The sequence below is a fragment of the Paenibacillus sp. YAE3 genome (genome assembly GCF_057546105.1).
In genome coordinates this window covers 161,595-184,974 of the sequence record NZ_BAAIYF010000013.1, presented here as the reverse complement: position 1 = coordinate 184,974, position 23,380 = coordinate 161,595, and the positions used below count along the sequence as shown (strand labels likewise).

Below are 23,380 nucleotides of genomic sequence, written 5' to 3'. Positions count from 1 at the left end.
AAAATCGAGCGAAGGAGTGTGCTGGAAATTGATCAACGCAGAGGATTGGAAGCAAGAGCAAGAGCGGCTGGACATGGTCACGGAAAAACTGCAGGCAAGAATCGCCGAACTGGAGCCGGAGGTGGCCGGTCTGCATGGCCAGGTGACGGACATCCGCAAACAATTTTGGGAGGAAGTTACCGTCAACACGAGCACGGATGAGGATTTCGAAGAAACCTTCTACAGCATCCGCCAGCAAGAGGCGATATTGTCTGAGCGGGAGCGAAGCCACCGGCAGCGCGTGCAGCAATGGAAAAACATGAAGCGGCTGCTGTCATCCCCTTACTTTGGACGGATCGATTTCCGCGAAGACGGCCTGGGTTTTACCGAAAAGGTCTATATCGGCGTCGCGTCTTTCGTCGATTCGGACGGCATGGAGTTTCTGGTTTACGATTGGCGCACTCCGATCGCCAGCATGTACTACGATCACTCCCCGGGGGAAGCCGGTTATGATACGCCGGGCGGATACGTTTCCGGCAAAATGAAGCTGAAACGGCAGTATCAGATCCGCGAGGGGCAATTGCACAACGTGTTCGATACCAGCTTGACGATCGGCGACGAATTGCTGCAGCAGGTGCTCGGAAAAGGCGCGGACAACCAGATGAAAAGCATCGTCGCGACGATCCAAAAAGAGCAAAACGCCATTATCCGCGAGGATAAAAGCCGGATGCTTATCGTGCAAGGGGCGGCCGGAAGCGGGAAAACCTCGGCGGCGCTGCAGCGGGTCGCGTACTTGCTGTATAAACACCGGGAGCGGCTGAAGGCCGACCAAATCGTGTTGTTTTCGCCGAATCCGATGTTTAACAGCTACGTCTCGACCGTTCTTCCCGAGCTTGGCGAAGAAAACATGCAGCAAACGACCTTCCAGGAATATTTGGATTACTGGCTTGGCAGAACGTTCCGGTTGGAGGATCCGTTCGATCAGATCGAATACGTGCTGACGGAGCCGTCAGCGCAAGGGTACGAGGCCCGGCTAAGCGGGATTCGTTATAAGGCGTCCGAAGCATTCCTGCAAGCCCTTCAAAATTACGCGCGGTGGTTGGAGCGGGAGGGCATGCGATTCCAAAGCATTCGCTTTCGGGACCGCGATTTGATCACGGCGGAGCAAATGGAGTCCAAGTTTTACGGCTATGAACCTTCCATCCGCATCACCAACCGCATGGCCATGCTGCAGGAGTGGCTGTTGGGCGAACTGGCCGCGCTGGAGAGAAAAGAGCGGGAGGCGCTCTGGGTGCAGGAGGAGCTGGATTATCTCGACAAGGACCAATACGCCGAAGCGTACCGGCAGCTGCACAAAGACAGGGGCGTCTTCGATTTTGCCGAGCAATATGAGGAAATCCGCGAAAGGCTGCAAGGCGAGCGCAGGCCGGACGAAGGCGATTTCGACTATGCCGATCGGGAGGAGCAGCTGCTGCGGCGGATGATCGTCAAGGAGCAGTTTAAGCCGCTGAGACGAAGCGTGAAGCGGATGCTGTTCATCGATATGGCCGGGCTCTACGTTCAGTTGTTCGAAAATGAAGATGCATTCAAAAAGATGACGGGCGGAGCGGAAGCGCCCCCGTTTTGGCCGGAAATCTGCGAGCAGACCCGGGAAAAGCTAAGCCGCAGCGAACTGTTTTATGAAGATGCCACGCCGTACCTGTATTTAAAAGAGTTGATCGAAGGCGTCCGCACGAATACGGAAGTCCGGCATGTCTTCGTCGACGAGGGCCAGGATTATTCGATGTTTCAATATGAGTTCCTCAAAAGATTGTTCCCCCGCGCCCGCATGACGGTTCTCGGCGACTTCGGCCAGGCGATCTTTGCTCAAGCGACGGAGCTGTACGGCGGAGATTCGCCGCTTACCCGGCTATACGGAGCAACGGAAACGCGCTTGTTCCGCCTGGTTCGCAGCTACCGGTCTACCCGGGAGATCGTGGAATTCTCGAAGTCGCTGCTGCCGAACGCCCAAGCGATCGTGCCGTTTGAACGAAGCGGCAGAAAACCGCTTCTCTCTAAGGCGGAGAGCAAGGAAAAGCGGGCGGAGCAAATTGCCGGGCAGCTTGACGCGCTGCGGGCGGAAGGTTTGGCTTCCATCGGCGTCATCACGAAAACGGCGGCCGAAAGCGAGGAAGCTTATAACCTCTTGATGCAGCATGGCTCCGAGGGGATCAAGCTCATTACGAAAAACACGCCTACCTTTGAGAAGGGGACTTTGATTCTTCCCGTCTACCTTGCCAAGGGCGTTGAATTCGACGCCGTGCTCATTTATGACGCCTCTTCGGAAACCTATCATCGGGAAAGCGAACGCAAGCTTTTTTATACGGCATGTACGCGTGCCATGCATCGGCTTTTGCTTTTCGCAACGGGAGAATGGACCCCGTTTATTCGGGGGATGGATTCATCGTTGTATGAGGTGAAGCCATAAGTACATCAACACCCAAGTTGATTTGGGGGTGAATCCAAAACAACCTTTGCTGCCCTGCACGGCCGGCAAAGGTTGTTTTTGTGCGGCAAAGATCTACTCCAGATAAGCGAAGTTCAGGGGCGAAGTTTCGATGTCCGTTTTGTAAGTCCGGGTTTCCTTCGGAAATATAGAAGATTCCCGCTTGCCCTTCTTTCAGCAGCTGATCTGCGAGGATGCCGCTTTTCAGGGAGCGGAGCTGATTTTCCGGCGTGAGATGATCCGATTTTTAATTTTGGTAGGGAGCGAGTATCAAAGCTTCCAGGTTTGTTTCCTGGTATTGCTCTTGGCCTAAAAACAACGAAGCATAATAGACATCGTTTTGCTTCCACATATATATGGTTTGGCTTTTTAATTTCGACGGTTCGGAATGACGAGGCCCAAAATAGACGTGATGGTTGTCGGCATAAGCGGTAATTTCCACGCCATGGATCTGCAGCTTGCGAAGATACGACAGTTTGGCCGGATTAAAAAGAGGCGCTTTGCTCTGGTAAAGCCACAGTTCGTCGTTGAGATCGTAAATGGTCGAATCGTACGGCGGGCTATAGGTGTTCCACAGCGCATCCGCCGACTGCCTGAACGCGTACCCGGTATTGTGATCCTTCGTCCGCAACAAAATCGAATTGCTCATCGTAAACTGCGTATCCGGCAAGTCCGTCGGGAACTTCAACGGTATGCCCAGGATCTTTTTGGCTGCGTTCAAATCCGTCTCGTCGTACAGGGGAAAGGAGTTCCCCTCGCCATCGTAGCGAACGTGCCGGGTCTGCCGCGGGAATACAAAGGATTGGACGACTTTCGCAAGCTCTTTATTCGTGAGGATTCCGCCTCGTAACAGCCGCCGTTCCTTTGAGGCATCGTTTTCGCTCCAGTCCGGATTCAGGTCATGCATCGGATACCTTTACACTGATTCGGGGTATTGTTATAATAGTTATAATCAACTTCATACGGATTATCGGAGGAGCCTGCCATCGGTAGGCTCCTTTTTGCCTTTTTTTGGCCTGCCGAAGGTTTCTTTCATGACAATCCACATGTTGGGGAATATTGAAGAAAACAACGCTTTCGGGAGGGGTTTATGGAAAACCAGGCAATTTTGGCAATCGGCATTTTTCTCGTCATTTACGGGTTTATCATTGCGGAGAAGATCCACCGTACCATCGTCGCGATGATTGGCGGAACGTTAATGGTCGTCTTGGGCATCGTTGACCAAGAAACGGCCCTGCATCACATTGACTTCAATACGCTGGGTCTGCTTGTCGGCATGATGATTATCGTAGGGGTGACGGCTGAAACGGGACTGTTTAAGTACATTGCCGTCGTTGCCGCCAAGAAGGCGAAAGGGGAGCCTGTCCGGATTCTGATCGCATTGGCGCTGATTACGGCGGTGGGATCGGCCTTTTTGGATAACGTGACGACCGTTCTGCTTATGGTTCCGGTGACGTTCAGCATTACCAAACAGCTGCGCGTCAATCCCATACCTTTTCTCATAACGCAAATCATTGCCTCTAATGCAGGGGGGACCGCCACCTTGATTGGCGATCCTCCGAACATTATGATCGGGAGCGCCGTGAAAGAATTGTCCTTTATGGATTTCATCGTCAATCTGGCGCCGATTGCTGCCCTTGTCATGGCCGTGTATATCCCGATTTTTATTTTCCTGTTCCGCAAAAAAATTCAGACGACAAACGAATTGAAACAAACCATCATGGAGATGGACGAAAGCGAACTGATCACCGATCGCGGGCTTTTGCGGAAGTGCCTGATCGTTTTGGGATTGACGATCCTTGGGTTCTTTACCCATCAGCTGCTGCATCTGGAATCGGCGACCGTCGCATTGGCGGGGGCCTTCCTGCTGCTGCTGCTTACCGGAGAACACATGATGGAAGAAGCATTCGCCAAGGTAGAATGGACGACGATCTTTTTCTTCGTCGGTTTGTTCGTGCTGGTGTCCGGCCTTATTGAAACGGGCGTGATCGCCAAATTGGCCGAGCAAGCCATCGAACTGACCGGAGGGGACCTGGTAACGACGTCCATGCTGATTTTATGGCTGAGCGCGATTGCATCGGCTTTTCTGGACAACATCCCGTTCGTAGCCACGATGATTCCGATGATCCAGGAGATGGGCCATATGGGCGTCAGCAATTTGGAGCCGCTTTGGTGGAGCCTTGCGCTTGGAGCATGTTTGGGGGGCAACGGATCGCTTATTGGCGCCAGCGCCAACCTCATTGTGGCCGGGATGTCGGGGAAAGAAGGCCATCCGATCCGGTTCGTGCAATTTTTGAAGTACGGTTTTCCTTTAATGCTGCTTTCGATCGTTTTATCCAGCATCTACGTTTACTTTCGTTACTTGGTTTAGTTGCAGCTCGGATATCTCTTCGAAAAAGGGAGCGCCTCTAAGGCTCTCCCTTTTCTCTTATTGTCTTTTGTTCGATGATCCGTTTGCTAAGGGCGTGAATCAAAATTTGTTGCTTGGGCTCGTTCGGATCCGCGCTTCGCAAATTCACCGCATAAATCAGAGGCGTACCCGGGATCGAAGGGTGATAATACATCTCGACCGAAAACCCTCCCAACTTGGCTTTGCCCATATTGGAGGCTGCCAAGGCGAGTTCGACGGCTTTTGTTTCGGAAAATGAGGGGTGCATGGGGCGGTTCAGCGTCCTTTTCTTCAGATCGCGATAGATTCTGCCCTCGACGCGCAGAATGACGCCCCGTTCGTTCATTTGAACAACCAGCCCGTCGTTCCAGACCGGCGTTTTATAGAGAAGGTGTTGCAGCCTGACTTGGATCGTATCGTCGGAAAGCCGGTTGACTTCGGTCGCCTTCATGTCGGTTCTTGCGTTGCTCAAGCCGTAGACGGCCTTGTTATGATTCAAAAACTCATAGGCGATCCACTGGGGTGAATGTTTCGACGGTTTTGACAAGTTTCCCGCAAGCAGGGAGGGAGTGTTGGCATTTGGATCCCAATGGACCGTGAGCGTATCGCCGCTTTCTTTTTTTAGTCTGTGCATCGCTCTTTTTGCGTCTTTGGGCACCTCTTCGGAAGCCGCTAAAGCGATGGCGGGCGATGAAAAAACGAGCGTCCCCATCAACAACAGCAAGAAAAGCCTCATGGATTTCAACTCCTTTGTATACCAATAGGCATTATGGATATTTTTGGCTTAAAACCAGGCTATTATTCACTGGAGCGCCGGATTATAGCGTTGGTTTTTTGTGTTTTCCCAAGGTTTTGTGCCTCGTTTCACGCTTCTTCCGTGTAATCGGGTTGTAAATGGCATATAACAATCATTTAATAGTCTATAAAATAGTGATATACTAGGAGCAGGTAATCATTCATCCAGAAAAGGTGTTGACCAGGTCGCACTCTGACTTGCCGTGAGAGCGCCTACATCTTTTCTCCAAATATTAGCGTATAAGGGCGGTAAACATGAGCAACAGACAAACCGAAACAGACGTTATTTTAATTGGTGCCGGAATCATGAGTGCGACTTTGGGAACATTGCTGAAGGAATTAGTGCCGTACTGGGACATTAAGGTGTTCGAGAAGCTGGCCAGCCCGGGAGAAGAAAGCTCCAACGAATGGAATAATGCGGGAACGGGGCACGCCGCGCTGTGCGAGCTGAACTACACGACCGAAAAACCGGACGGATCTATAGATATTAGCAAAGCCATAAAAGTAAACGAGCAGTTTCAGGTCTCCATGCAGTTCTGGTCCTATCTGGTGAACAGCAAGCTGATCCGCAATCCGCAAGATTTTATCATGCCGTTGCCTCATATGAGTCTGGTGCAAGGGGAGCAAAACGTAGCGTTTTTGAAAAAGCGCTTTGAAGCCATGTCCAAAAATCCGTTGTTCCAGGGCATGCAATACTCGGATAATCCGAAAAAGTTGATGGAATGGATTCCGCTGATCATGAAGGAACGGGCATCGAACGAACCGATGGCGGCGACCAAAATGGACTCCGGAACGGACGTGAACTTTGGCGCTTTAACGCGCATGCTGTTCGACCATTTGAAAAGGAAAGACGTGGAAATCCGTTACAAACATCACGTTGACGATATTAAACGCGCCGGAGACGGCAAGTGGGAACTGAAAGTGCGGAACGACCGCGGCGAAGTCGAACGCTATAAGGCCAAATTCGTTTTTATCGGCGGAGGGGGAGGAAGCCTTCCTTTGCTTCAAAAATCGGGCATTCCGGAAGGAAAGCATATCGGCGGCTTCCCGATCAGCGGCCTGTTCATGGTGTGCAACAATCCGGAGGTCGTCGCGCAGCACCATGCCAAAGTATACGGCAAAGCCAAGGTCGGCGCGCCTCCGATGTCCGTGCCGCATCTGGACACGAGATTCATCGATCATAAAAAATCGCTTCTTTTCGGACCGTTTGCAGGGTTTTCGCCGAAGTTCCTGAAGACGGGTTCCATGTTCGATTTGATCGGCTCGGTCAAACCGAACAACATCTTAACGATGCTCGCGGCAGGCGCCAAAAACCTGTCGTTGACCAAATACCTGATCCAGCAAGTGTTGTTGTCGAAAGAAAAACGGATGGAAGAGCTGCGGGAGTTCATCCCGAACGCCAAAAGCGAAGATTGGGACCTGCTGGTGGCGGGCCAACGCGTACAGGTTATCAAAGATACGGTCGATGGCGGCAAAGGCACGCTTCAGTTCGGTACGGAGGTAGTCAGCGCCGCCGATGGATCGATCGCCGCATTGCTTGGCGCTTCTCCGGGTGCATCTACCGCCGTTTCCGTCATGCTTGAGGTCATCGAAAAATGCTTCCCGGACCAGCTCAAAGCATGGCAGCCGAAAATCAAGGAAATGATCCCTTCCTACGGATTGTCGCTGGTGGATAACCCAGAACTGATCCGCGAAATTCATGAATCGACCACGCGGGCGCTGGGTCTGAACAGCGAACTGCAAACCATCGTGTAGCCGATATATAGATGATTCAAACGGGCCTTCGTCCAAAGCCTCACGGGACGGGGGCCGTTTTGTTTGTCCGGTCTGCCGCTTGCTCGAAGCACGGTTTTGCCGAAAACGGTATAATAAAGAGAAGAAGTGGACATTTAAAAAGCGATGGGACAACAGGATCATACATGCCTCAAACATAAGGAGAGTTTATGGAAAATCATAAAAAAGCAGGATGGAACTTCGACAATAGCTATGCCCGGCTGCCGGAAACCTTTTTTTCGCGGATCGAGCCGACTCCGGTGCGTTCCCCGCAGCTGGCCATTCTGAATCGCCCGTTGGCGGAGTCCCTTGGGCTCGACGTTCAGGCGCTGCAAAGCGAAGGCGGCGCGGCGGTATTCGCCGGGAATCAAGTTCCGGAAGGGGCGGAGCCTATTGCGCAAGCTTATGCAGGGCATCAATTCGGACATTTTAACATGCTGGGGGACGGGAGAGCCGTGCTGCTTGGCGAACAGATTTCGCCCCAGGGCAAGAGGGTGGACATCCAGCTGAAGGGTTCGGGCAGAACGCCATACTCGCGGGGAGGCGACGGGCGTGCCGCGCTTGGACCGATGCTGCGCGAGTACATCATCAGCGAAGCCATGCACGCGCTTGGCATTCCGACCACCCGCAGCCTTGCCGTCGCCACGACGGGGCAGCCCACCATCCGTGAAAGCGAACTGCCCGGTGCGGTTCTAACGCGCGTCGCTTCCAGCCATATTCGCGTCGCAACCTTTCAGTACGCGGCGCATTTCGCTACGATCGAGGATCTGCGCAGCCTTGCCGACTATACCATCAGCCGCCATTATCCTGACATCGAAGCGGGAGGGGACCGTTATCTTTCGCTCCTTGAGGAGGTCATCAAACGCCAAGCTTCGCTGATCGCCAAATGGCAGCTTGTCGGCTTTATCCACGGCGTCATGAATACCGACAATATGGCCATTAGCGGCGAAACGATCGATTACGGCCCTTGCGCCTTCATGGATGCCTATGACCCGGCGACGGTGTTCAGCTCCATCGATACGCAAGGCCGGTACGCCTACGGCAATCAGCCGCCGATCGCCGGCTGGAATCTGGCGCGATTCGCCGAAACGCTGCTGCCGCTTTTGCACGATGATCCGGAGCAGGCCGTCAAGCTGGCCCAGGACAAAATATCCGGTTATAAGGATGTGTACGAAGCGTACTGGCTTCAGGGCATGAGAGCCAAGCTCGGGCTGTTGAACGAAGAAGAACAGGATAAGGAACTGATCGGCGACCTTCTGGATCTTATGGAACAGCATCATGCCGATTATACGAACACCTTCCGCGCGTTAACTTTGGATACCATGGAGGGTATGGATCTGTTTCAATCTTCCGAGTTTGTGGCGTGGCATAAGCGTTGGAAAGCGCGGCTCGGCAGACAGCAGGAGGGGGAAGTTTCCTCGAAGGAGCTGATGCGAAGCAGCAACCCGGCCGTCATTCCAAGGAATCACCGGGTGGAGGAGGCGCTGGAAGCCGCAACGGAGGATGAGGACTTCAGCGTAATGGAACAGCTTCTTGAGGTGTTGTCGAACCCGTATGCGTATTCTGCGGAACAGGATGAATACTGTATCGTGCCTAATACGATCACGCCTTACCGGACGTATTGCGGCACGTGATCAAGCGGCCTTTTTCCCTGCATTTTGGGGAGGAAGGCCGTTTTGTTTTGCCTGCAGCCCTTTATGGCCGAGTATTTGGCGTGAGTAATACAGGGCAGCCTTGGTCAGGACGAAATCATGACCCGGCTGATCCGCATCGATTTCTAGGGGATGCTGCGTTTTGGCTCGGGTTACGGATGGTCCTTGCGATAAAGATCGCGGCTTTTGTAACCTGCCTGCAGAATCATTTTCATTTCTTCCCGGCGCTTGGCTTGGGTTGCCTCTTGTTTGGCACTGTACACATACCGAGCCCAGTCTTTGCGGTAGCCGGCGGTCAGCGCTTGGTAAAACGCGAGCAGCTCCGGCGTATCTTCCAAATCCTTCTCCACGCGGGGAATCATCGCCGTGTAATCGTCCACGCGCTGACTCGGCCGGGAAGAGGCTTGTTCCTTCGCTTTGCCCTTGGCGTCCCGCTTGAAGCCGACAACCGTAAAAACTTCGTCCAGCCCGACCATGCGCGCAAATTTGATGCCGCTGTCCCCGATATATCCTTCTTCGTCGCTGCCTAAGCCCGGAAACAAATCATCGCGGTGAATATACGTGGGATACGTCTTATTTCCCTTTTTGGGGTAAGCCGCAAAGAGATAGCCGTTGGGTTGAAGAAGGTTCTGCTCGATAATCCGATAAACCAGCTCCTTCAGCGATTCCAGATCCAGCACAAAAGCAAAAATGAGGTCGTAAGGGTCGTTCTTCAGCACGGTGTCGTAGCCGGTCAGGTCCGGAAAATAATCCGTTCCATCAGGCTGATTCAATATCGCGGCATGCTTGTACTTTTGCAAGCCAAGCTTTTCTACGATAGATTTGGACATGGGGTTCATCTCCTGCCTGTTTTCGAATGTTTCTATTATAGCCTGTCCGAAGGGTCGGCATAAACCTTGGGCCTGCAACCGCAGGGCAAAAAAATAAATGCCTGATTTTCGGCGGACAGTCCGAACAGGGGAGGTTATAATAAAAAAACCATTCGGGAAATCTTGGGCGGATCGGGGGAAACAAATAATGATTAAAGCCGAACATAAACGGGAGTATTACCAGGCGTTGGTCGAGAAAAAATCGGAATATGAAGGCCTGTTTTACGTGGGGGTCAAAACGACCGGCGTATTTTGCCGCCCGACTTGCCCGGCGAGGAAACCGAAGTTCGAGAACTGCGAATTTTACGGGACGGCCAAAGAAGCGCTGCTTGCTTCCTTTCGCCCCTGCAAACGATGCCGCCCCCTTTCCCATCCGAACCAGGTCTCGGAAGTCGTGCGGCTGCTGGTGGAGGCCATTGAGAAGTGCCCCGAGAAGCGTTGGAAGGAGCGGGATTTTCAATCGTTGTCGATCGATGCTTCGACGGCGCGCCGCCAATTCAAAAAACGGTTCGGAATGACGTTCGTCGAATACGCGCGGGCACGGCGCATGGGACTGGCCATAAAACAAATCAGGGAGGGTGAACACGTGATCGATGCGCAACTTTCGGCCGGATACGAGTCCGGCAGCGGTTTTCGGGAGGCATTTTCACGCATGGTGGGTTCGGCGCCGAGCCAGTTGGGGAACGGGAAAGTCCTGAAAGCGGCCTGGCTTGACACGCGGCTGGGGCCGATGGTCGCCATTGCGGACGACGAAGGGCTGTATCTATTGGAGTTCGTGGACCGGAGGGGACTCGAGCGGGAGATGGAGCGGCTGAGACAACGGACGAAATGCGCGATCATCCCGGGTATCGCGGAACCGATCCAAAGGATCGAACAGGAGCTGAGCCAATATTTCGACGGGGAATTCAATGGGTTCAAGACGCCCGTTCATTACCTTGGAACGCCTTTTCAAACCTCGGTATGGGATGAATTGCGGAACATCCCGCCCGGCGAAACAAGGTCTTACGCGGAACTGGCCGTCTCGGTCGGCAAGCCGTCGGCTTTTCGAGCCGTCGCCCAGGCGAACGGGATGAACCAGCTGGCGATCATCGTGCCTTGTCATCGCGTGATCAACAGTAACGGGGGCCTCGGAGGTTATGGAGGCGGCCTGACGCGCAAGCAGTGGCTGATTAACCACGAAAAGCAAGGAAATGTAAACGGCTAGCCCCCATGCGGCAAGCATCCTTGACAATGCAGGCGAGTATTTCGCCTGTTTTTGTTTGGAATATAAAGCTATAATGAGGCAAACAGGTTGGAGGGGGCGGCCGTGCCAATGAACGAGGAAAGAAAAAATGAAGTCGGGGTAAGGTTTTTGTTGAACGGACGGGTATCGGTGGAGGAATGCAGGGAACTGGAGATACAGGAATTGATTTTCTTGATTCATTCCGCCAAGCATTTCAGGCAGCAGCAGACGTTGACCAGACAGGATGCCGATGAGAAAATACAAGCATTTTCCGCCGTGTTGAAAGACAAGATCAAAGAAGCGGGAGCGCTATATCTCGCTTACGACAAGCATACGAACTACCCGTACGTCGATATCGATGACAGGGTATGGATGTTCTCGCAAGAGGAATATGCCGCAAGCGCGGAGGATTATTTCCGGCAGCAGCTTCTGATGCTTGAGATGAAAAAAATCGGCCGGGAGGGAATCCTTGGGGCCTTTGCCGAGCTTCATACCCTTGGCCTCCCCAAAATCCTTTTGGACAACGGACAATACCATATCGAAATCGACAGGGACGATTTATTGCCGCCGCCGGACTGGACCGGCATTCCGGAAATCAATATTCCGGTCACCAATCCCCGCCTGCAGCATGCGCTGATCCGGTTTTTCCAAACCTTGCATGCGCGGCAGGGCGGCGAGGGGAATAAACAGCTGCTTCAGGCGCTGGAGGGGCAAATGCTGGATGAAGTCCTGCAGGCCAAATATTTGCTGCCGATGCAGCTGATTGAAAAAGAGCCGGCGCCTTCCGATGAACAAGGCATCAAAACGATCCGGGAAGGGACGGAGATCCGGTTTGGCGTGTTGGGCGCGGAAAACGATACGACGTGGCTCCCGGCATTTACGGATTGGCCCGAATTCGAGAAGGTTTACGATAAAACGGTGTGGAGCAGCAATGTCGCCGGTTTCGACGACCTGTTGGCCTTGTCCGAAAACATGAACGGCATCGTCGTGAATTGTGCCGGAATTCCGCTGCGGATCGACGAGAACAACAAGAAAGTGATCGAAGCTTACCTTAAAGAACGAAACGAAATGCAATAAGGCGTTTGATGAATCCGGATTTGGTATCCTAAAATATTCCAACGTATGCTAGAATAGCATTAAAAATGTTGGGGGGAAATGAATTTGATCGGTCGCAGCGGAAATCCGACGCTTAACAAAAAAACGTTTGAAAGAAGCGAACATTACAACGGCCAAGAGACCATGACGATCGGCGGGACGGTCAACAAATCGTTTATGCTGCTGGCGCTCCTGATCGGGGCGGCGGTCGTATCCTGGGTGATGTTTTTTAACGGGTACGAAATGTATCCCTACATGATCGGCGGGGCGATCGGCGCATTGGTGCTTGGGTTGGTCATCAGTTTTAAGCCGACGACGGCACCGTTTTTGGCGCCGATTTATGCGATTGGGGAAGGTCTCTTTTTAGGGGCTTTATCGGCGGCTTACGAATCTTTATATTACGGCATTACCTTGCAGGCTGCCTTGCTGACGATGTGCGTATTTTTGGCTATGCTGGTCGTTTACAAGACGGGATTGGTCAAAGCCAGCGCCGGCTTCCAGAAAGGCCTTTTCGCCGCTACGGCGGGAATCGCGCTCGTGTACCTGCTGAGTTTCGTGTTAGGGCTGTTTGGCGTGACCGTGCCGTATTTGCATGACAGCACCCCGATCGGCATCGGCATTTCGGTGGTTATCGTCATTATCGCCGCCTTGAACTTCGTGCTCGATTTTAACTTTATCGAAGAAGGGGCCCGGCAAGGGGCTCCGAAATACATGGAGTGGTACGGCTCCTTCGGGCTGCTGGTGACGCTCGTGTGGCTGTACGTCGAAATTTTGCGCCTGCTTTCGAAGCTGGCGAGCCGGGATTAGGCGAACGGATCAAAATCAGCATAAACATGCAACTGCCGGGAACGCCCGGCCAGAGCGGGCCGCGAAAAGCGGTCCGTTTTTTTTCCGCGGGGTGAGCAGTTTTATAAATCCAAATATTTCATATTTTTACTTGATGTTTACAATCTTTTGATGCGGGTTTGACGCTTGTCCATTACATTGGAGGTGCATGCCAAATTTTCTATCCATTGGGAGTGTGAGAGTTTATGTTGAGATGGACAAAATCAGCGATGCTGACGGTTGTCGGGGGGTGTTTGATGTTTGGAACGTCGGCTTATGCCGGCACGTCGTACGAACCGGTCTCCGTCAAAGCGAAGGTTGAGACGGAAGCGGTCAGCCATGGCGACGATGCCGCGGACGATCCCGCGATCTGGCTGCATCCAACCGATCCGGAAGACAGCAAAATCATTGCGACCAACAAAGCCGGGGGGCTGCTCGTCTACGATCTTGAAGGCCGTCAAAATTATGCCTATGCCCTGGGGCGCATGAACAATGTCGATGTACGATACGATTTTAAACTAGGAGACGCCAAAATCGATATCGCCGGGGCGACGAACCGGACCACCAATTCCATCGATCTGTTCCGGATTTCTTCAAAAGGGGAACTGACCGGGATCAACGGAAAGCCGATCGTGTCTTCCATGAGCGAAGTGTACGGTTTCAGCTTGTATCACAGCCTGCGCAGCGGAAAATTTTATGCGCTTGTGCTCGGGAAAAACGGCGAATTTGAACAATACGAGTTGTATGACAACGGAAACGGGAAAATCGACGGCAAACTTGTCCGCTCCTTCACGCTCGGTTCCCAGTCCGAAGGGCTCGTGGTGGACGATGAATACGGCCGCATGTATATCGCCGAAGAGGACGTGGGGGTTTGGGCATTTGACGCGGAGCCCGGCGGGGGATCGCAAGGCACATTGATCGCGGCGGTTGACAATAAGCGGCTGACGGCCGACGTCGAAGGGTTAACGATGTATTACGGAAAGGACGGCGATGGTTACCTCATCGTTTCCAGCCAAGGAAGCAACCGATACGCGGTTTATGACCGGGAAGACGACAATGAATATCTCGGAAGCTTCACGATCGCGGATGGCCGCGATATTGACGGCACGACCGAGACGGACGGCATCGACGTCCTGAATTACGATTTGGGAGACGCGTTCGAAGAAGGTTTGTTCGTGGCGCAAGACGATCAGAATGTTGAAAAAGGGGAAGTCGTCAACCAGAACTTCAAGCTGGTGGCTTGGGAGGACATCGCGGATGCGTTCGAAGAGGCGGGCGCGGATATCGAATCGCTTGACCCCGTTAACCCCCGTGAATTGAAGAAGCGTAATCCCTAGCGTTGCAATAGCACCCGGGAGGGTGCTTTTTTTATAATCTCGGCGGGGCGCCGGGCGGCTCCCATGCCTGCAGCGATCGTCCGAGCGATCAGAAGCCTGGGGGATGGCCCCCAGGACTGCAATTCGATTAATTCGCAAACAAATGGCGGCCGATTTTCAGGGTGGGGGTGCGCGTCCGGATCCATTTGTCGGTTGCCGTCTTCGGATTGTAGTAGTAATGCGAGTTGCGGGTCGGGTCCCATCCGCGAACGGCATCCAAGGCGGCACGGTAAGCCGTCCGGTTCGGCTTCATCCCGTATTGCCCGTCGCTGACGGCCGTAAACGCATTTTTTTGGAAGACGACGCCTTGGATGGTATCCGGGAATTCGTCCGATTGGATTCGGTTCATTACGACGGCTCCGACGGCAACCTGCCCTTTATAGGGTTCGCCCCGGGCTTCGCTGTAGATGATTTTGGCCATGATTTCCATTTCGCTTTCGCTGAGCGTATATTTTTTAAGTTTTCTCCATGTGGCGGGTCCTACGGCCCCGTCCGGATGAACCCCGTACTCCTTTTGAAATTTCATGACGCTGGACGCCGTGCCTGGGCCATAGGTACCGTCAAGCGCTCCGTCATAAAGGCCAAGAGTTTTGAGCCGATACTGCACATCCCGGACCTCGCGGTTTTCGCTGCCAAGCGTAAGGACGGATGCCGCCTCGGCCTGGTCCTCCCTCCAACCCAAGCCGTAAACGACAAAGAGGACGATAAATACAGCAAACCATTTCCACTTATAAGCTTTCATCGATATCATCTCCTTCAGGATGGATTGTAACGGCAGGCGGGAAATGGAATAAAGGCATAAACTGGAAAATGATTGGGAAATCCAGCTGCTGGATGTAAAATTCTATAGTCTTTTCCAAAATCCTTTGCAACGGACGGCCTATTTTGAGCCCCCTTGATTTATGCTTTTCCTCCCATGCTGGAGACGCTATCCCCCGAATGGTATAATTTGAAAAAGGGCTTTTGGTGGGAGGCAAAAAAATATGCGTGAAGATCTTTTGGAACAGCTGGAAACATGGCATGAAGAAGATGAATTCGAGCAAATCGTGGATGCGATCGCGGACATTCCGGAGGAAGAGCGGGATTACGAGCTGGTCAGCCATCTGGGGAGGGCAATGAATAATCTGGAGCGTTACGAGGAGGCGGTCGAGCAGTTTCTGACCGTAGCCGAAGAAGGACAAGACGATCCGCTTTGGCATTACCGCATCGGGCTCGCCTATTATTATTTGGACCGTTACGAGGAAGCTTTGCAGGCGTTTGAAGCCGCGGACAAGCTGGACCCCGGCGATGAGGATACGCTGGAGTTCCTGGACTCCATCCGGCAGAAACTGGCGGAATCGGAACCCGTCGAAGAACCGGCCGGCGAACCCGTTCCGGCGGAGTCCAAGGCGGAGCCGGTCGTTGCCGCCGCTCCCGCCGCTTCCGCAACCGATGCGGATCCCGATTCGGCCGGTTTTTGGGACGACGGCGCGGAAGGCGCGGAACACTACATATCCGGTCCGCCCGCGGACGATTTGATCGCTTCCGTGGAGGAATCGCTGGTATTCAAGCTGCCTGCCTCCTATATTGAGATGATGAAGCAGCATAACGGGGGAATTCCGCGCAGCAGATGTTTCCCCGTCCGCGGAACCGAAGCGGGAGACCCGGATCACATTACGATTTCCGGCATTATGGGCATCGGCAGGGAGAAAAGATTCTCGCTGTGCGGCCCCGAAGGCAGCCGGCATATCATTGAAACCGATGGGTATCCGGAATTTGGCGTCGTGATCTGCCCTTGTCCTTCCGGATCCGGAGTCGTCATGCTGGACTACCGCCCGTCGGGCAACGACGGCGAGCCTGAAGTGGTGTACGTCGATAAGGAACGGAACCATAAGGCGATCAAGCTGGCCCCGAACTTCGAGGCGTTCATCCGTGGCCTGGTCCATGAGAATGCGTATAAAACCGGACTTGCCCAAGAATGATGCGAAGGAAATGATATTGAGGCATATGTGACATCAAAGCTATGAAATCATCGACAGACCGCTCCGACGAGGGGCGGTTTTTGTTTGCGATCCGTTTTCCAAAATAAGGGGGGACATTCATTGGCATTTTTGACTTTACTTATAACATCGATTTGGCGTAATGTCTTATAGTAATCATTCAATATAATCTGACAGTGTACGTCATGCAGCATAAGGGCCGAAAGGAAGTTAACCTTTGTTTGAAACGTTGCTTTTAAATTTCCTGTTTTTATTGGTTCCGGTCATCGTCTTTCTCGTGTTTTTCGAGAACCGTCCATCTGATTACCATGGAAAGATCCTCGTTTTGTTGTCGGCCGCGTCGATGATTCTCTGCATTTCGATGCCGATTCAGCTCAGCATCGGGTTTATCGTGGATTTAAGATACATTCCGTTTCTGGTGGTCGCGTTATATGGAGGATATCGGAGCGTATTCCTTTTATATATCATCTTGAACCTGTACCGGTTTTACGTGGGCGGGGAAGGGACGATGCAGTCTTTCCTTTTTTCGACGACAATCATGGTCATCGTGCCGTATTACAGCGCCAAATTTATGAAGCTAAGCTCCAGGGGGCGCATTCTTTGGGCGATGATCGCCTCTTTTTTGACGATCGGTTTTTACCTGTGTACTTTAAGTTTTGCCACGGGGGCATTAAACAATCACTTTGGGGTGCTCGCCCTTAACACTTTAACGACGTATGTGGCGTTTATGGGAGTTCTGATGGTGCTCATCGAAAAGATCATTTCCAACATGAAAAACCGCGACCGGATCATGCATTCGGAGAGGCTGAACGTCGTCAGCGAGCTTGCGGCCAGCGTATCCCACGAAATCCGCAACCCCTTGACGGTTACGAGCGGATTTCTCCAGCTGTTAAGCAAATCGAAGGCGATCGGGCCGGAGGAAAAGGAATATGTGGAATTGTCCCTGCAGGAGCTGCGGCGCGCGGAAAAAATCGTCAGCGACTATCTTTCGTTTGCCAAGCCGCAATCCGACAACATGGTCTATTCCGACATGAGCGAGGAGCTGGAATACACGAAAAGCGTCATCATGCCTTACGCGTCCATCCACAAGGTTGAAGTGGCGTTCAGTTTCAACAATTCGCTGAAAAAACATTACGACCGGAACCAGGTCCAGCAGTGCCTCATCAACCTGTACAAAAACGGGATCGAAGCGATGAAGGATAAGGGCGGCGGAATACTGTTCATCGACATTTCGGAGAAAAAGCAAAATATCGTCATCCGTATCGAGGACACCGGCGTCGGCATGACCAAGGAAGAAATCTCCCGGCTCGGCAAGCCGTATTATTCCACCAAGGAGGAAGGGACGGGCCTGGGCATGCTGATGGTTTACAGCACCGTCGACAAATTGAAGGGATTCATCGAGGTAGAAAGCGAAAAGGGCAAAGGCACGACGTTCCTCATTACGATTCCGACCTGATTTTCGACCGGGGGCATCACCCGGCTTGGCGCATGATGGTATACTATTGGAATGGGCAAAATGATCGATAGAAACGCTTGCGCTGAAAGAAGGGAGAACATGTCAAACAGGAAGTGGTCCCTCGGACTGGTCGTGGTCGTTTTGGTTTTTGGGTACGTCCTGATTCGTTTTTTCGCTTCGACGACGATGGTGGATGATTTGATCCATCGCATGGAACCCGGCAAAGCGGCGGCTCCGCCCGCAAAGCATATCGTTCTGATCGCGCAGGAGCTCGATAATCCGTTCTGGCGGGAAATGAAGCAGGGAGCGGATCAAGCGGCGGAGCGGCTCGGGATGAAAATCGACTACACGGGACCGATCCGGATCGACCCTTCGGAGCAATCCAGGCTTCTGGAAAAAGCGATTGCCGCCAAACCGGACGGCATATTGGTTCAAGGGCTCGGCAGTGCCGATTACGACCGGCTCATCGCCAAAGCCATCGATCAGGGGATTCCGGTGCTGACGGTCGATGCGGACGAGCCGGGAAGCCGGCGTCTGGCTTACGTCGGCACGGACAACCGCAAGGCGGGAGAGCGGATGGGAGAGCTTGTGGTCGGAAGCGCCCAAGGCGGCGGACGCATCGGCGTCATCGTCGGCAGCGAGTTTGCGGACAACCAAAGGCAGCGGCTGGAAGGATTCCGGGCGTATGTCTCGGGGATACCCGGTTATCAAGTCGTCGATGTCCGTTCGTCGAACATCTCGCGGATCGGCGCGGCCAAAAAGGCAGAGGCCATGCTGCGTCAGCATCCAGAGATCGGCACCATCGTCGGATTCAGCGCGCTTGATGCCGGAGGCATTCTCGAAGGCATGAAGGCAGCGGGCAGGGAAGACGTGCGCGTATACGGTTTTGACGATTTGGAGGCAACCCGCAAAGGCATCGCGGCGGGAGACATTGAAGCTTCGATCGTGCAGGAGCCGCGGGAAATCGGCGCACAAGCCATTCGTCTGCTCGATCGATGGTTTCGGGGGGAGAAGCTGCCGCCGCAGCATTTTATTGCGACGAGCGTTCTCGTTCGGGAGCATGGGCAAACGGGAGGGACTGCGCCGTGAATATGCGCCGAATGTTGTTCATCGTTATCCCGCTGCTGTTTATTTTGAACAATGCGGTGTCCTTTTTCGTATTCCAGAGCGGTCGCACCGTGCAGCAAAGCTATAATATGATGCTCGACCGGGTATTATTATATAAACAAATCGACGAGAAGACCCGTGAGAACCTGCGGGCGATCAACGTCCATATCATGGACCGCAGCCCCGGCAGCCTCAAGGAATTCGAAAACCAAAGAGCCGAGCTGAAAGCGCTGCAGACAAGCCTGTCGGCACAGCAGCCGGTGGCTTCGGTCGAGCTTGCCGTCCGGAGTTACCGCCATATGCTGGCAACGTTTATATCGCAGGAAAAAAGCGTGATGGACGCGTTAAACAGCCGTACGCCGCTTGCCTATGCGTCCTCCTATGCCGACGCGGAGACGACGGCCGGGTTCATCCGGGAAGAGGCCTATCAATTGATCGATCAGGAGCTCAGCTACTATCAGCCGTTTTACCGGAAAATCCTCGTGCAAACCGATGTGATGAATCATTGGGGGATAGCCGTGTTTGCGGCGAATACCGTGATCAGTCTCGTGTTTGCTTATTGGATTTCGCTGCGGATCACGAAACCGATTCAGGGGCTCGTCCGGACGGCGGAGCAAATTTCAGAGGGCAATCTGGAAGCGACCCCGCCTCCGATGGGAGTCCACGACGAATTCCGGACGTTATCCGAAGCGTTTCGGCAGATGCAGGAAAATTTGAAGCTGCTTATTCAAAAGGAAAAGGAAGGCCTTGAGAAGGACCGGCTCGTCAAAGAGCTGGAGCTTGCGGTGCTGCAAAATCAGATCAACCCCCATTTTTTGTTCAACTCCTTAAACGTGCTATCCAAGCTGGCTTTGATCGAAGGGGCCGAAAAAACGAGCGATCTGACGGTCTCCTTGTCCAACCTGCTCCGCTACAACCTCCGTCAGCTGGACCGTCCGGTGCCTTTGCGGGATGAAGTGGAGCATGCAAGGGAGTATTTCATCATCCAGCAGGCCCGTTTCCGGGAACGGATCCGGTTCGAAACGGAGATCGAAGAGGCGGGCTTGGACGTTTTGGTGCCCGTGCTGACGCTGCAGCCGATCCTCGAAAACGTGTTTGTGCATGCCATCGAGGGCATGGAGGAAGGAGCCGTCATCAAACTGGCGGTTCAGTGCAAGCCGGACGAAACATGGGTGTCGATATCGGATAACGGGGCCGGAATGAGCGGAGAGATTCGGGATTCGCTGCTCCATTACGACGAGGCGTCCCCGAAGAATGCGGACGGCAAAAGCGGCCATTCCACCGGCCTGGGCACGCGCAACGTGTTCAAACGGCTGGAGCTTTTTTACGACAGAAAGGATCTGGTCCGCATCGAAAGCGCGCCGGGAGCAGGGACGACGGTCATTCTGAGGATACCTGTCCGGGGAAAGGAGGAAAACCATGTATCGCCTGTTGATCGCGGATGATGAAGCCCTGGAGAGGGAAGGAATCGAATGGATCGTGAACCGGATGCTGCCGGACACGTTTCAAATCATGCATGCGGAAAATGGAAGGACTGCGATTCAGAAAGCGGCCGAGTTCCACCCCCATATCGTCATGATGGACGTCAGAATGCCCGGCATTCAAGGGCTTGAGGCGCTGAAGGAAATCAAGGCCCACAATCCCGGCGTCAAAATGGTCCTGATCACCGCCTATGAATATTTCGATTATGCGAAACAGGCCTTATCCCTTGGCGTGCACGAATATTTGGTGAAACCCGCCAAGCGGGAGCAAATTGCCGCCGTCCTGAAACGGCTGGTGGATGAGATCGCGGAGGACCGGCGGGAACGCAACGAGCAGCTGGCGGTCCGGGACAAGTTCTTTCAGCTGCTGCCGCTTGCGGAAACGGAATTGGCGCTCCATTTTATGTCCGATCAAGTCAACGAGACCGAGGTTTCGCAGCTGGCCGACATATTGAAACTGCCTGCAGGCAAGGGCTGCGCCATCGTGCTTGCCTTTCCGGAGATCGGCGACCAGAAGAAAAAGGTGTACGACACGGTCAAAACGCTAACGCATGACATTGCCAAAGACCGCTGCGGCGCCGTCGTCAGCTCCATGGTCCACAGCCATATGGCCGTATTTCTGCTTGCCGGTCCGCAGGCCGGCGATGAAGCGTTACGGGAAGGTGCCGCGCAATTAGGTGCCAAGCTGGCCGAATCGCTTGCCAACCAATGCGGGATCACCATTTCCGTCGGCATCGGTTCCGTGCAGAGCGAGGCGGCAGGGATCAGGCGGTCCTATTATGAGGCCGTGTTTGCCTCCAAGTTCGAGGACAAATGGGGAAGCCTCTATCGTTTCGAGGATCTGAAGGCCGCTGACGGAGCCGGAGCGGAGGGTCCCTACGGGAAGGGACCGGCCGAAGAAAGCACCTACGTCCAGCTGGCGATCAGGCAGATCCGGGAAGAGCGGGAGCAGAACACGACGAATATGCTGGACAAGGCGCTGGCGTACATACGCGAAAGATTCCAGGAGGAGCTGTCGCTGGAGGATGCGGCGGAGCATGTTCATCTGAATCCTTATTACTTCAGCAAAGTGTTCAAACAGCAGACCGGCGAAACCTTTATCGACTATGTGACAAGGCTTCGCATCGACAAGGCCAAGGACTTGATGAAAAACGGGGAGCTGAGCCTGAAGGAGGTCTGTTACGCGGTAGGTTATAAAGATCCGAATTATTTCAGCCGCGTATTCAAAAAAGTGACGGGGGTGTCCCCCTCGGAATATCGGGTGCATCTTCAATCCTGATAAAGTTCATGCCGCATGGCATGGACTTTTTTGTTGTGGCCGGGAAAAAATAATGCTAGTCCTGCGGAACGGACCGGGACCCCGGGCAATTTTATGCTGTCATAACGCAAATAAGTGCAGAGTCCCCGGTGTTACAATGGTATTAAAGAAATCTGCAGTATGGAAACAGCAGTTTTCGTTAATCCTATTACATCATAGAAGGAGACATCGGATGATGAGCTCAAACATACAGCAAGTAAGCGATCAACAGCAAATCAGCATGAAGTTCGTCACGTTGGTCTCGATCGTCGCCGCTCTCGGCGGTTTGTTGTTCGGGTTTGACACCGCGGTCGTTTCGGGTGCGGTCGGCTTTATGCAAATACGTTTCGATTTAAGCGAATTCGAGGTCGGCTGGGCCGTTTCCAGCTTGATCATCGGTTGTGTCGTCGGCGCTTTGAGCACCGGGGTGCTCAGCGAGAAATTCGGACGCAAAAAAATATTGATTACGGCGGCCATTCTTTTTATCATCGGTTCCGTCGGCTCGGCGATTCCGAGCACGTTCAGCGGTTTTATCGTCGCCCGGATGATCGGAGGCATCGGCATCGGGATTACCTCTACCCTATGCCCGCTTTACAATGCGGAAATCGCTCCCGCCAAATACCGCGGACGGCTTGTTGCATTGAACCAGCTGGCCACCGTCACGGGCATTTCGCTCGTGTATTTCGTCAATCTGTGGATTTCAAGTTTGGGCGACGATGCTTGGGACGTATCCTCCGCATGGCGCTGGATGTTCGGAGCCGGCGTCGTTCCCGGCGTATTGTTCCTGGTCCTGCTGTTTTTGGTGCCTGAAAGCCCAAGATGGCTGATCAAGCAGGGACGGGCGGCCGAGTCTCTTCCGATCCTGCTGCGCATCCACGGCGAAGAGCTGGCGAAGCAGGAAGTGCTTGATATTAAAGAATCGTTCAAACAGGAAAAAGGATCGTTCCGGCAGCTGTTCGGGCCCGGCTTGCGCATGGCCTTGATCGTCGGCGTGGGTCTTGCGATCCTGCAGCAGATTACCGGGATCAATGCGGTGATGTATTACGCGCCGGAAATTTTCAAAGAGACCGGAGCGGGCACGAATGCGGCGCTGATCCAGACCATTTTGGTCGGCTTGATCAACTTGCTGTTCACGATTTTGGCCATCTGGCTGATCGACAAAGTTGGACGCAAGGCGCTACTCCTCGTAGGTTCGGCCGCCATGACGATTTGCTTGGCCGTGATCGGCATAGCTTTCCAAACGGGGCATACGTCCGGACCGCTCGTGCTTATTTTCATTTTGATCTACGTGGCTGCCTTCGCCGTGTCCCTTGGACCGGTCGTATGGGTCGTCATTTCGGAAATTTTCCCGAACCGCGTGCGCGGCATTGCCACCTCGATTTCGTCGATGGCCTTGTGGGCGGCCGACTACGTGGTATCGCAGGCCTTCCCTCCGATGCTGTCCTCGGCGGGTCCGGCGATGACGTTCTGGATTTTCGGCATCATGTCGCTGGTTACCGTCGTGTTCAGCTGGCGCGTCGTTCCGGAGACGAAGGAAAAATCCCTGGAAGACCTCGAGTCATTATGGGCGGCTAACAAGCCGCAAGCCTAAACGGGTGAA

At 53.5% G+C, this 23,380-nt stretch carries 18 protein-coding genes; 14 read left to right on the top strand and 4 right to left on the bottom strand.

The features are described from left to right. Nucleotides 1-31 precede the first annotated feature (31 nt). On the top strand, nt 32-2,446 hold the full coding sequence (gene helD, locus AC27KL_RS22955) for an RNA polymerase recycling motor HelD (protein ID WP_487171210.1): 2,415 nt from the start codon (nt 32-34) through the stop codon (nt 2,444-2,446). A 265-nt stretch (nt 2,447-2,711) separates the two neighbouring features. Here the strand turns inward: helD and AC27KL_RS22950 are convergent, their stop codons facing one another. After that, nucleotides 2,712-3,371, bottom strand: a complete 660-nt coding sequence (locus AC27KL_RS22950) for a hypothetical protein (RefSeq protein WP_487171188.1) — start codon at nt 3,369-3,371, stop codon at nt 2,712-2,714. A gap of 183 nt (nt 3,372-3,554) precedes the next feature. Here AC27KL_RS22950 and AC27KL_RS22945 point away from each other — a divergent pair, with 183 nt between their 5' ends. Further along, complete coding sequence (locus tag AC27KL_RS22945; protein ID WP_487171187.1) at nt 3,555-4,835, top strand: ArsB/NhaD family transporter; 1,281 nt, start codon at nt 3,555-3,557, stop codon at nt 4,833-4,835. A 37-nt stretch (nt 4,836-4,872) separates the two neighbouring features. Here the strand turns inward: AC27KL_RS22945 and AC27KL_RS22940 are convergent, their stop codons facing one another. After that, nucleotides 4,873-5,589, bottom strand: coding sequence for a hypothetical protein (locus tag AC27KL_RS22940; protein WP_487171186.1), 717 nt, complete (start codon nt 5,587-5,589; stop codon nt 4,873-4,875). A 314-nt stretch (nt 5,590-5,903) separates the two neighbouring features. Here AC27KL_RS22940 and AC27KL_RS22935 point away from each other — a divergent pair, with 314 nt between their 5' ends. Continuing rightward, nucleotides 5,904-7,403: a malate:quinone oxidoreductase gene (locus AC27KL_RS22935; RefSeq protein WP_339322738.1), complete on the top strand. Its 1,500-nt coding sequence runs from the start codon at nt 5,904-5,906 to the stop codon at nt 7,401-7,403. A gap of 188 nt (nt 7,404-7,591) precedes the next feature. Continuing rightward, complete coding sequence (locus AC27KL_RS22930) at nt 7,592-9,055, top strand: protein adenylyltransferase SelO (RefSeq protein WP_487171185.1); 1,464 nt, start codon at nt 7,592-7,594, stop codon at nt 9,053-9,055. A gap of 170 nt (nt 9,056-9,225) precedes the next feature. On the opposite strand, the gene AC27KL_RS22925 is transcribed toward AC27KL_RS22930, so the two are convergent. Next, nucleotides 9,226-9,903, bottom strand: a complete 678-nt coding sequence (locus AC27KL_RS22925) for a YdeI/OmpD-associated family protein (RefSeq protein WP_487171184.1) — start codon at nt 9,901-9,903, stop codon at nt 9,226-9,228. Nucleotides 9,904-10,090: 187 nt separating this feature from the next. Between AC27KL_RS22925 and AC27KL_RS22920 the strand changes: the two genes are divergently transcribed. From AC27KL_RS22920 to AC27KL_RS22905, 4 genes are all read left to right on the top strand, one after another. Further along, the gene (locus tag AC27KL_RS22920; protein ID WP_487171183.1) at nt 10,091-11,146 is read left to right on the top strand and encodes a bifunctional transcriptional activator/DNA repair enzyme AdaA; all 1,056 of its coding nucleotides are present in this window, start codon (nt 10,091-10,093) and stop codon (nt 11,144-11,146) included. 108 nt (nt 11,147-11,254) lie between these two features. Then, nucleotides 11,255-12,241, top strand: a complete 987-nt coding sequence (locus tag AC27KL_RS22915; RefSeq protein WP_487171182.1) for an SseB family protein — start codon at nt 11,255-11,257, stop codon at nt 12,239-12,241. Nucleotides 12,242-12,325: 84 nt separating this feature from the next. Further along, nucleotides 12,326-13,066, top strand: coding sequence for a Bax inhibitor-1/YccA family protein (locus AC27KL_RS22910; protein WP_036714448.1), 741 nt, complete (start codon nt 12,326-12,328; stop codon nt 13,064-13,066). A gap of 227 nt (nt 13,067-13,293) precedes the next feature. Then, complete coding sequence (locus AC27KL_RS22905; protein WP_487171209.1) at nt 13,294-14,421, top strand: phytase; 1,128 nt, start codon at nt 13,294-13,296, stop codon at nt 14,419-14,421. 127 nt (nt 14,422-14,548) lie between these two features. Here AC27KL_RS22905 and AC27KL_RS22900 read toward each other — a convergent pair whose 3' ends face one another. Beyond that, nucleotides 14,549-15,202: a cell wall hydrolase gene (locus AC27KL_RS22900; protein ID WP_487171181.1), complete on the bottom strand. Its 654-nt coding sequence runs from the start codon at nt 15,200-15,202 to the stop codon at nt 14,549-14,551. A 241-nt stretch (nt 15,203-15,443) separates the two neighbouring features. Here AC27KL_RS22900 and AC27KL_RS22895 point away from each other — a divergent pair, with 241 nt between their 5' ends. From AC27KL_RS22895 to AC27KL_RS22870, 6 genes are all read left to right on the top strand, one after another. Then, nucleotides 15,444-16,421 (top strand): SMI1/KNR4 family protein, encoded by a 978-nt coding sequence (locus AC27KL_RS22895; protein WP_212952615.1) that lies wholly within the window; start codon nt 15,444-15,446, stop codon nt 16,419-16,421. A gap of 235 nt (nt 16,422-16,656) precedes the next feature. Next, nucleotides 16,657-17,895: an ATP-binding protein gene (locus AC27KL_RS22890; RefSeq protein WP_036714417.1), complete on the top strand. Its 1,239-nt coding sequence runs from the start codon at nt 16,657-16,659 to the stop codon at nt 17,893-17,895. 99 nt (nt 17,896-17,994) lie between these two features. Next, nucleotides 17,995-18,984: a substrate-binding domain-containing protein gene (locus AC27KL_RS22885; protein WP_487171180.1), complete on the top strand. Its 990-nt coding sequence runs from the start codon at nt 17,995-17,997 to the stop codon at nt 18,982-18,984. 2 nt (nt 18,985-18,986) lie between these two features. Next, entirely contained in the window at nt 18,987-20,447 is a 1,461-nt protein-coding gene (locus tag AC27KL_RS22880; protein WP_246537268.1) for a sensor histidine kinase, read from the top strand. Beyond that, a complete protein-coding gene (locus tag AC27KL_RS22875) occupies nt 20,422-21,762 on the top strand; it encodes an AraC family transcriptional regulator (RefSeq protein ID WP_212952619.1) in 1,341 nt (446 codons plus the stop codon). The genes AC27KL_RS22880 and AC27KL_RS22875 overlap by 26 nt, the downstream gene beginning before the upstream one ends. A 214-nt stretch (nt 21,763-21,976) precedes the next feature. Next, complete coding sequence (locus tag AC27KL_RS22870) at nt 21,977-23,371, top strand: sugar porter family MFS transporter (RefSeq protein WP_487171179.1); 1,395 nt, start codon at nt 21,977-21,979, stop codon at nt 23,369-23,371. Nucleotides 23,372-23,380 lie beyond the last annotated feature (9 nt).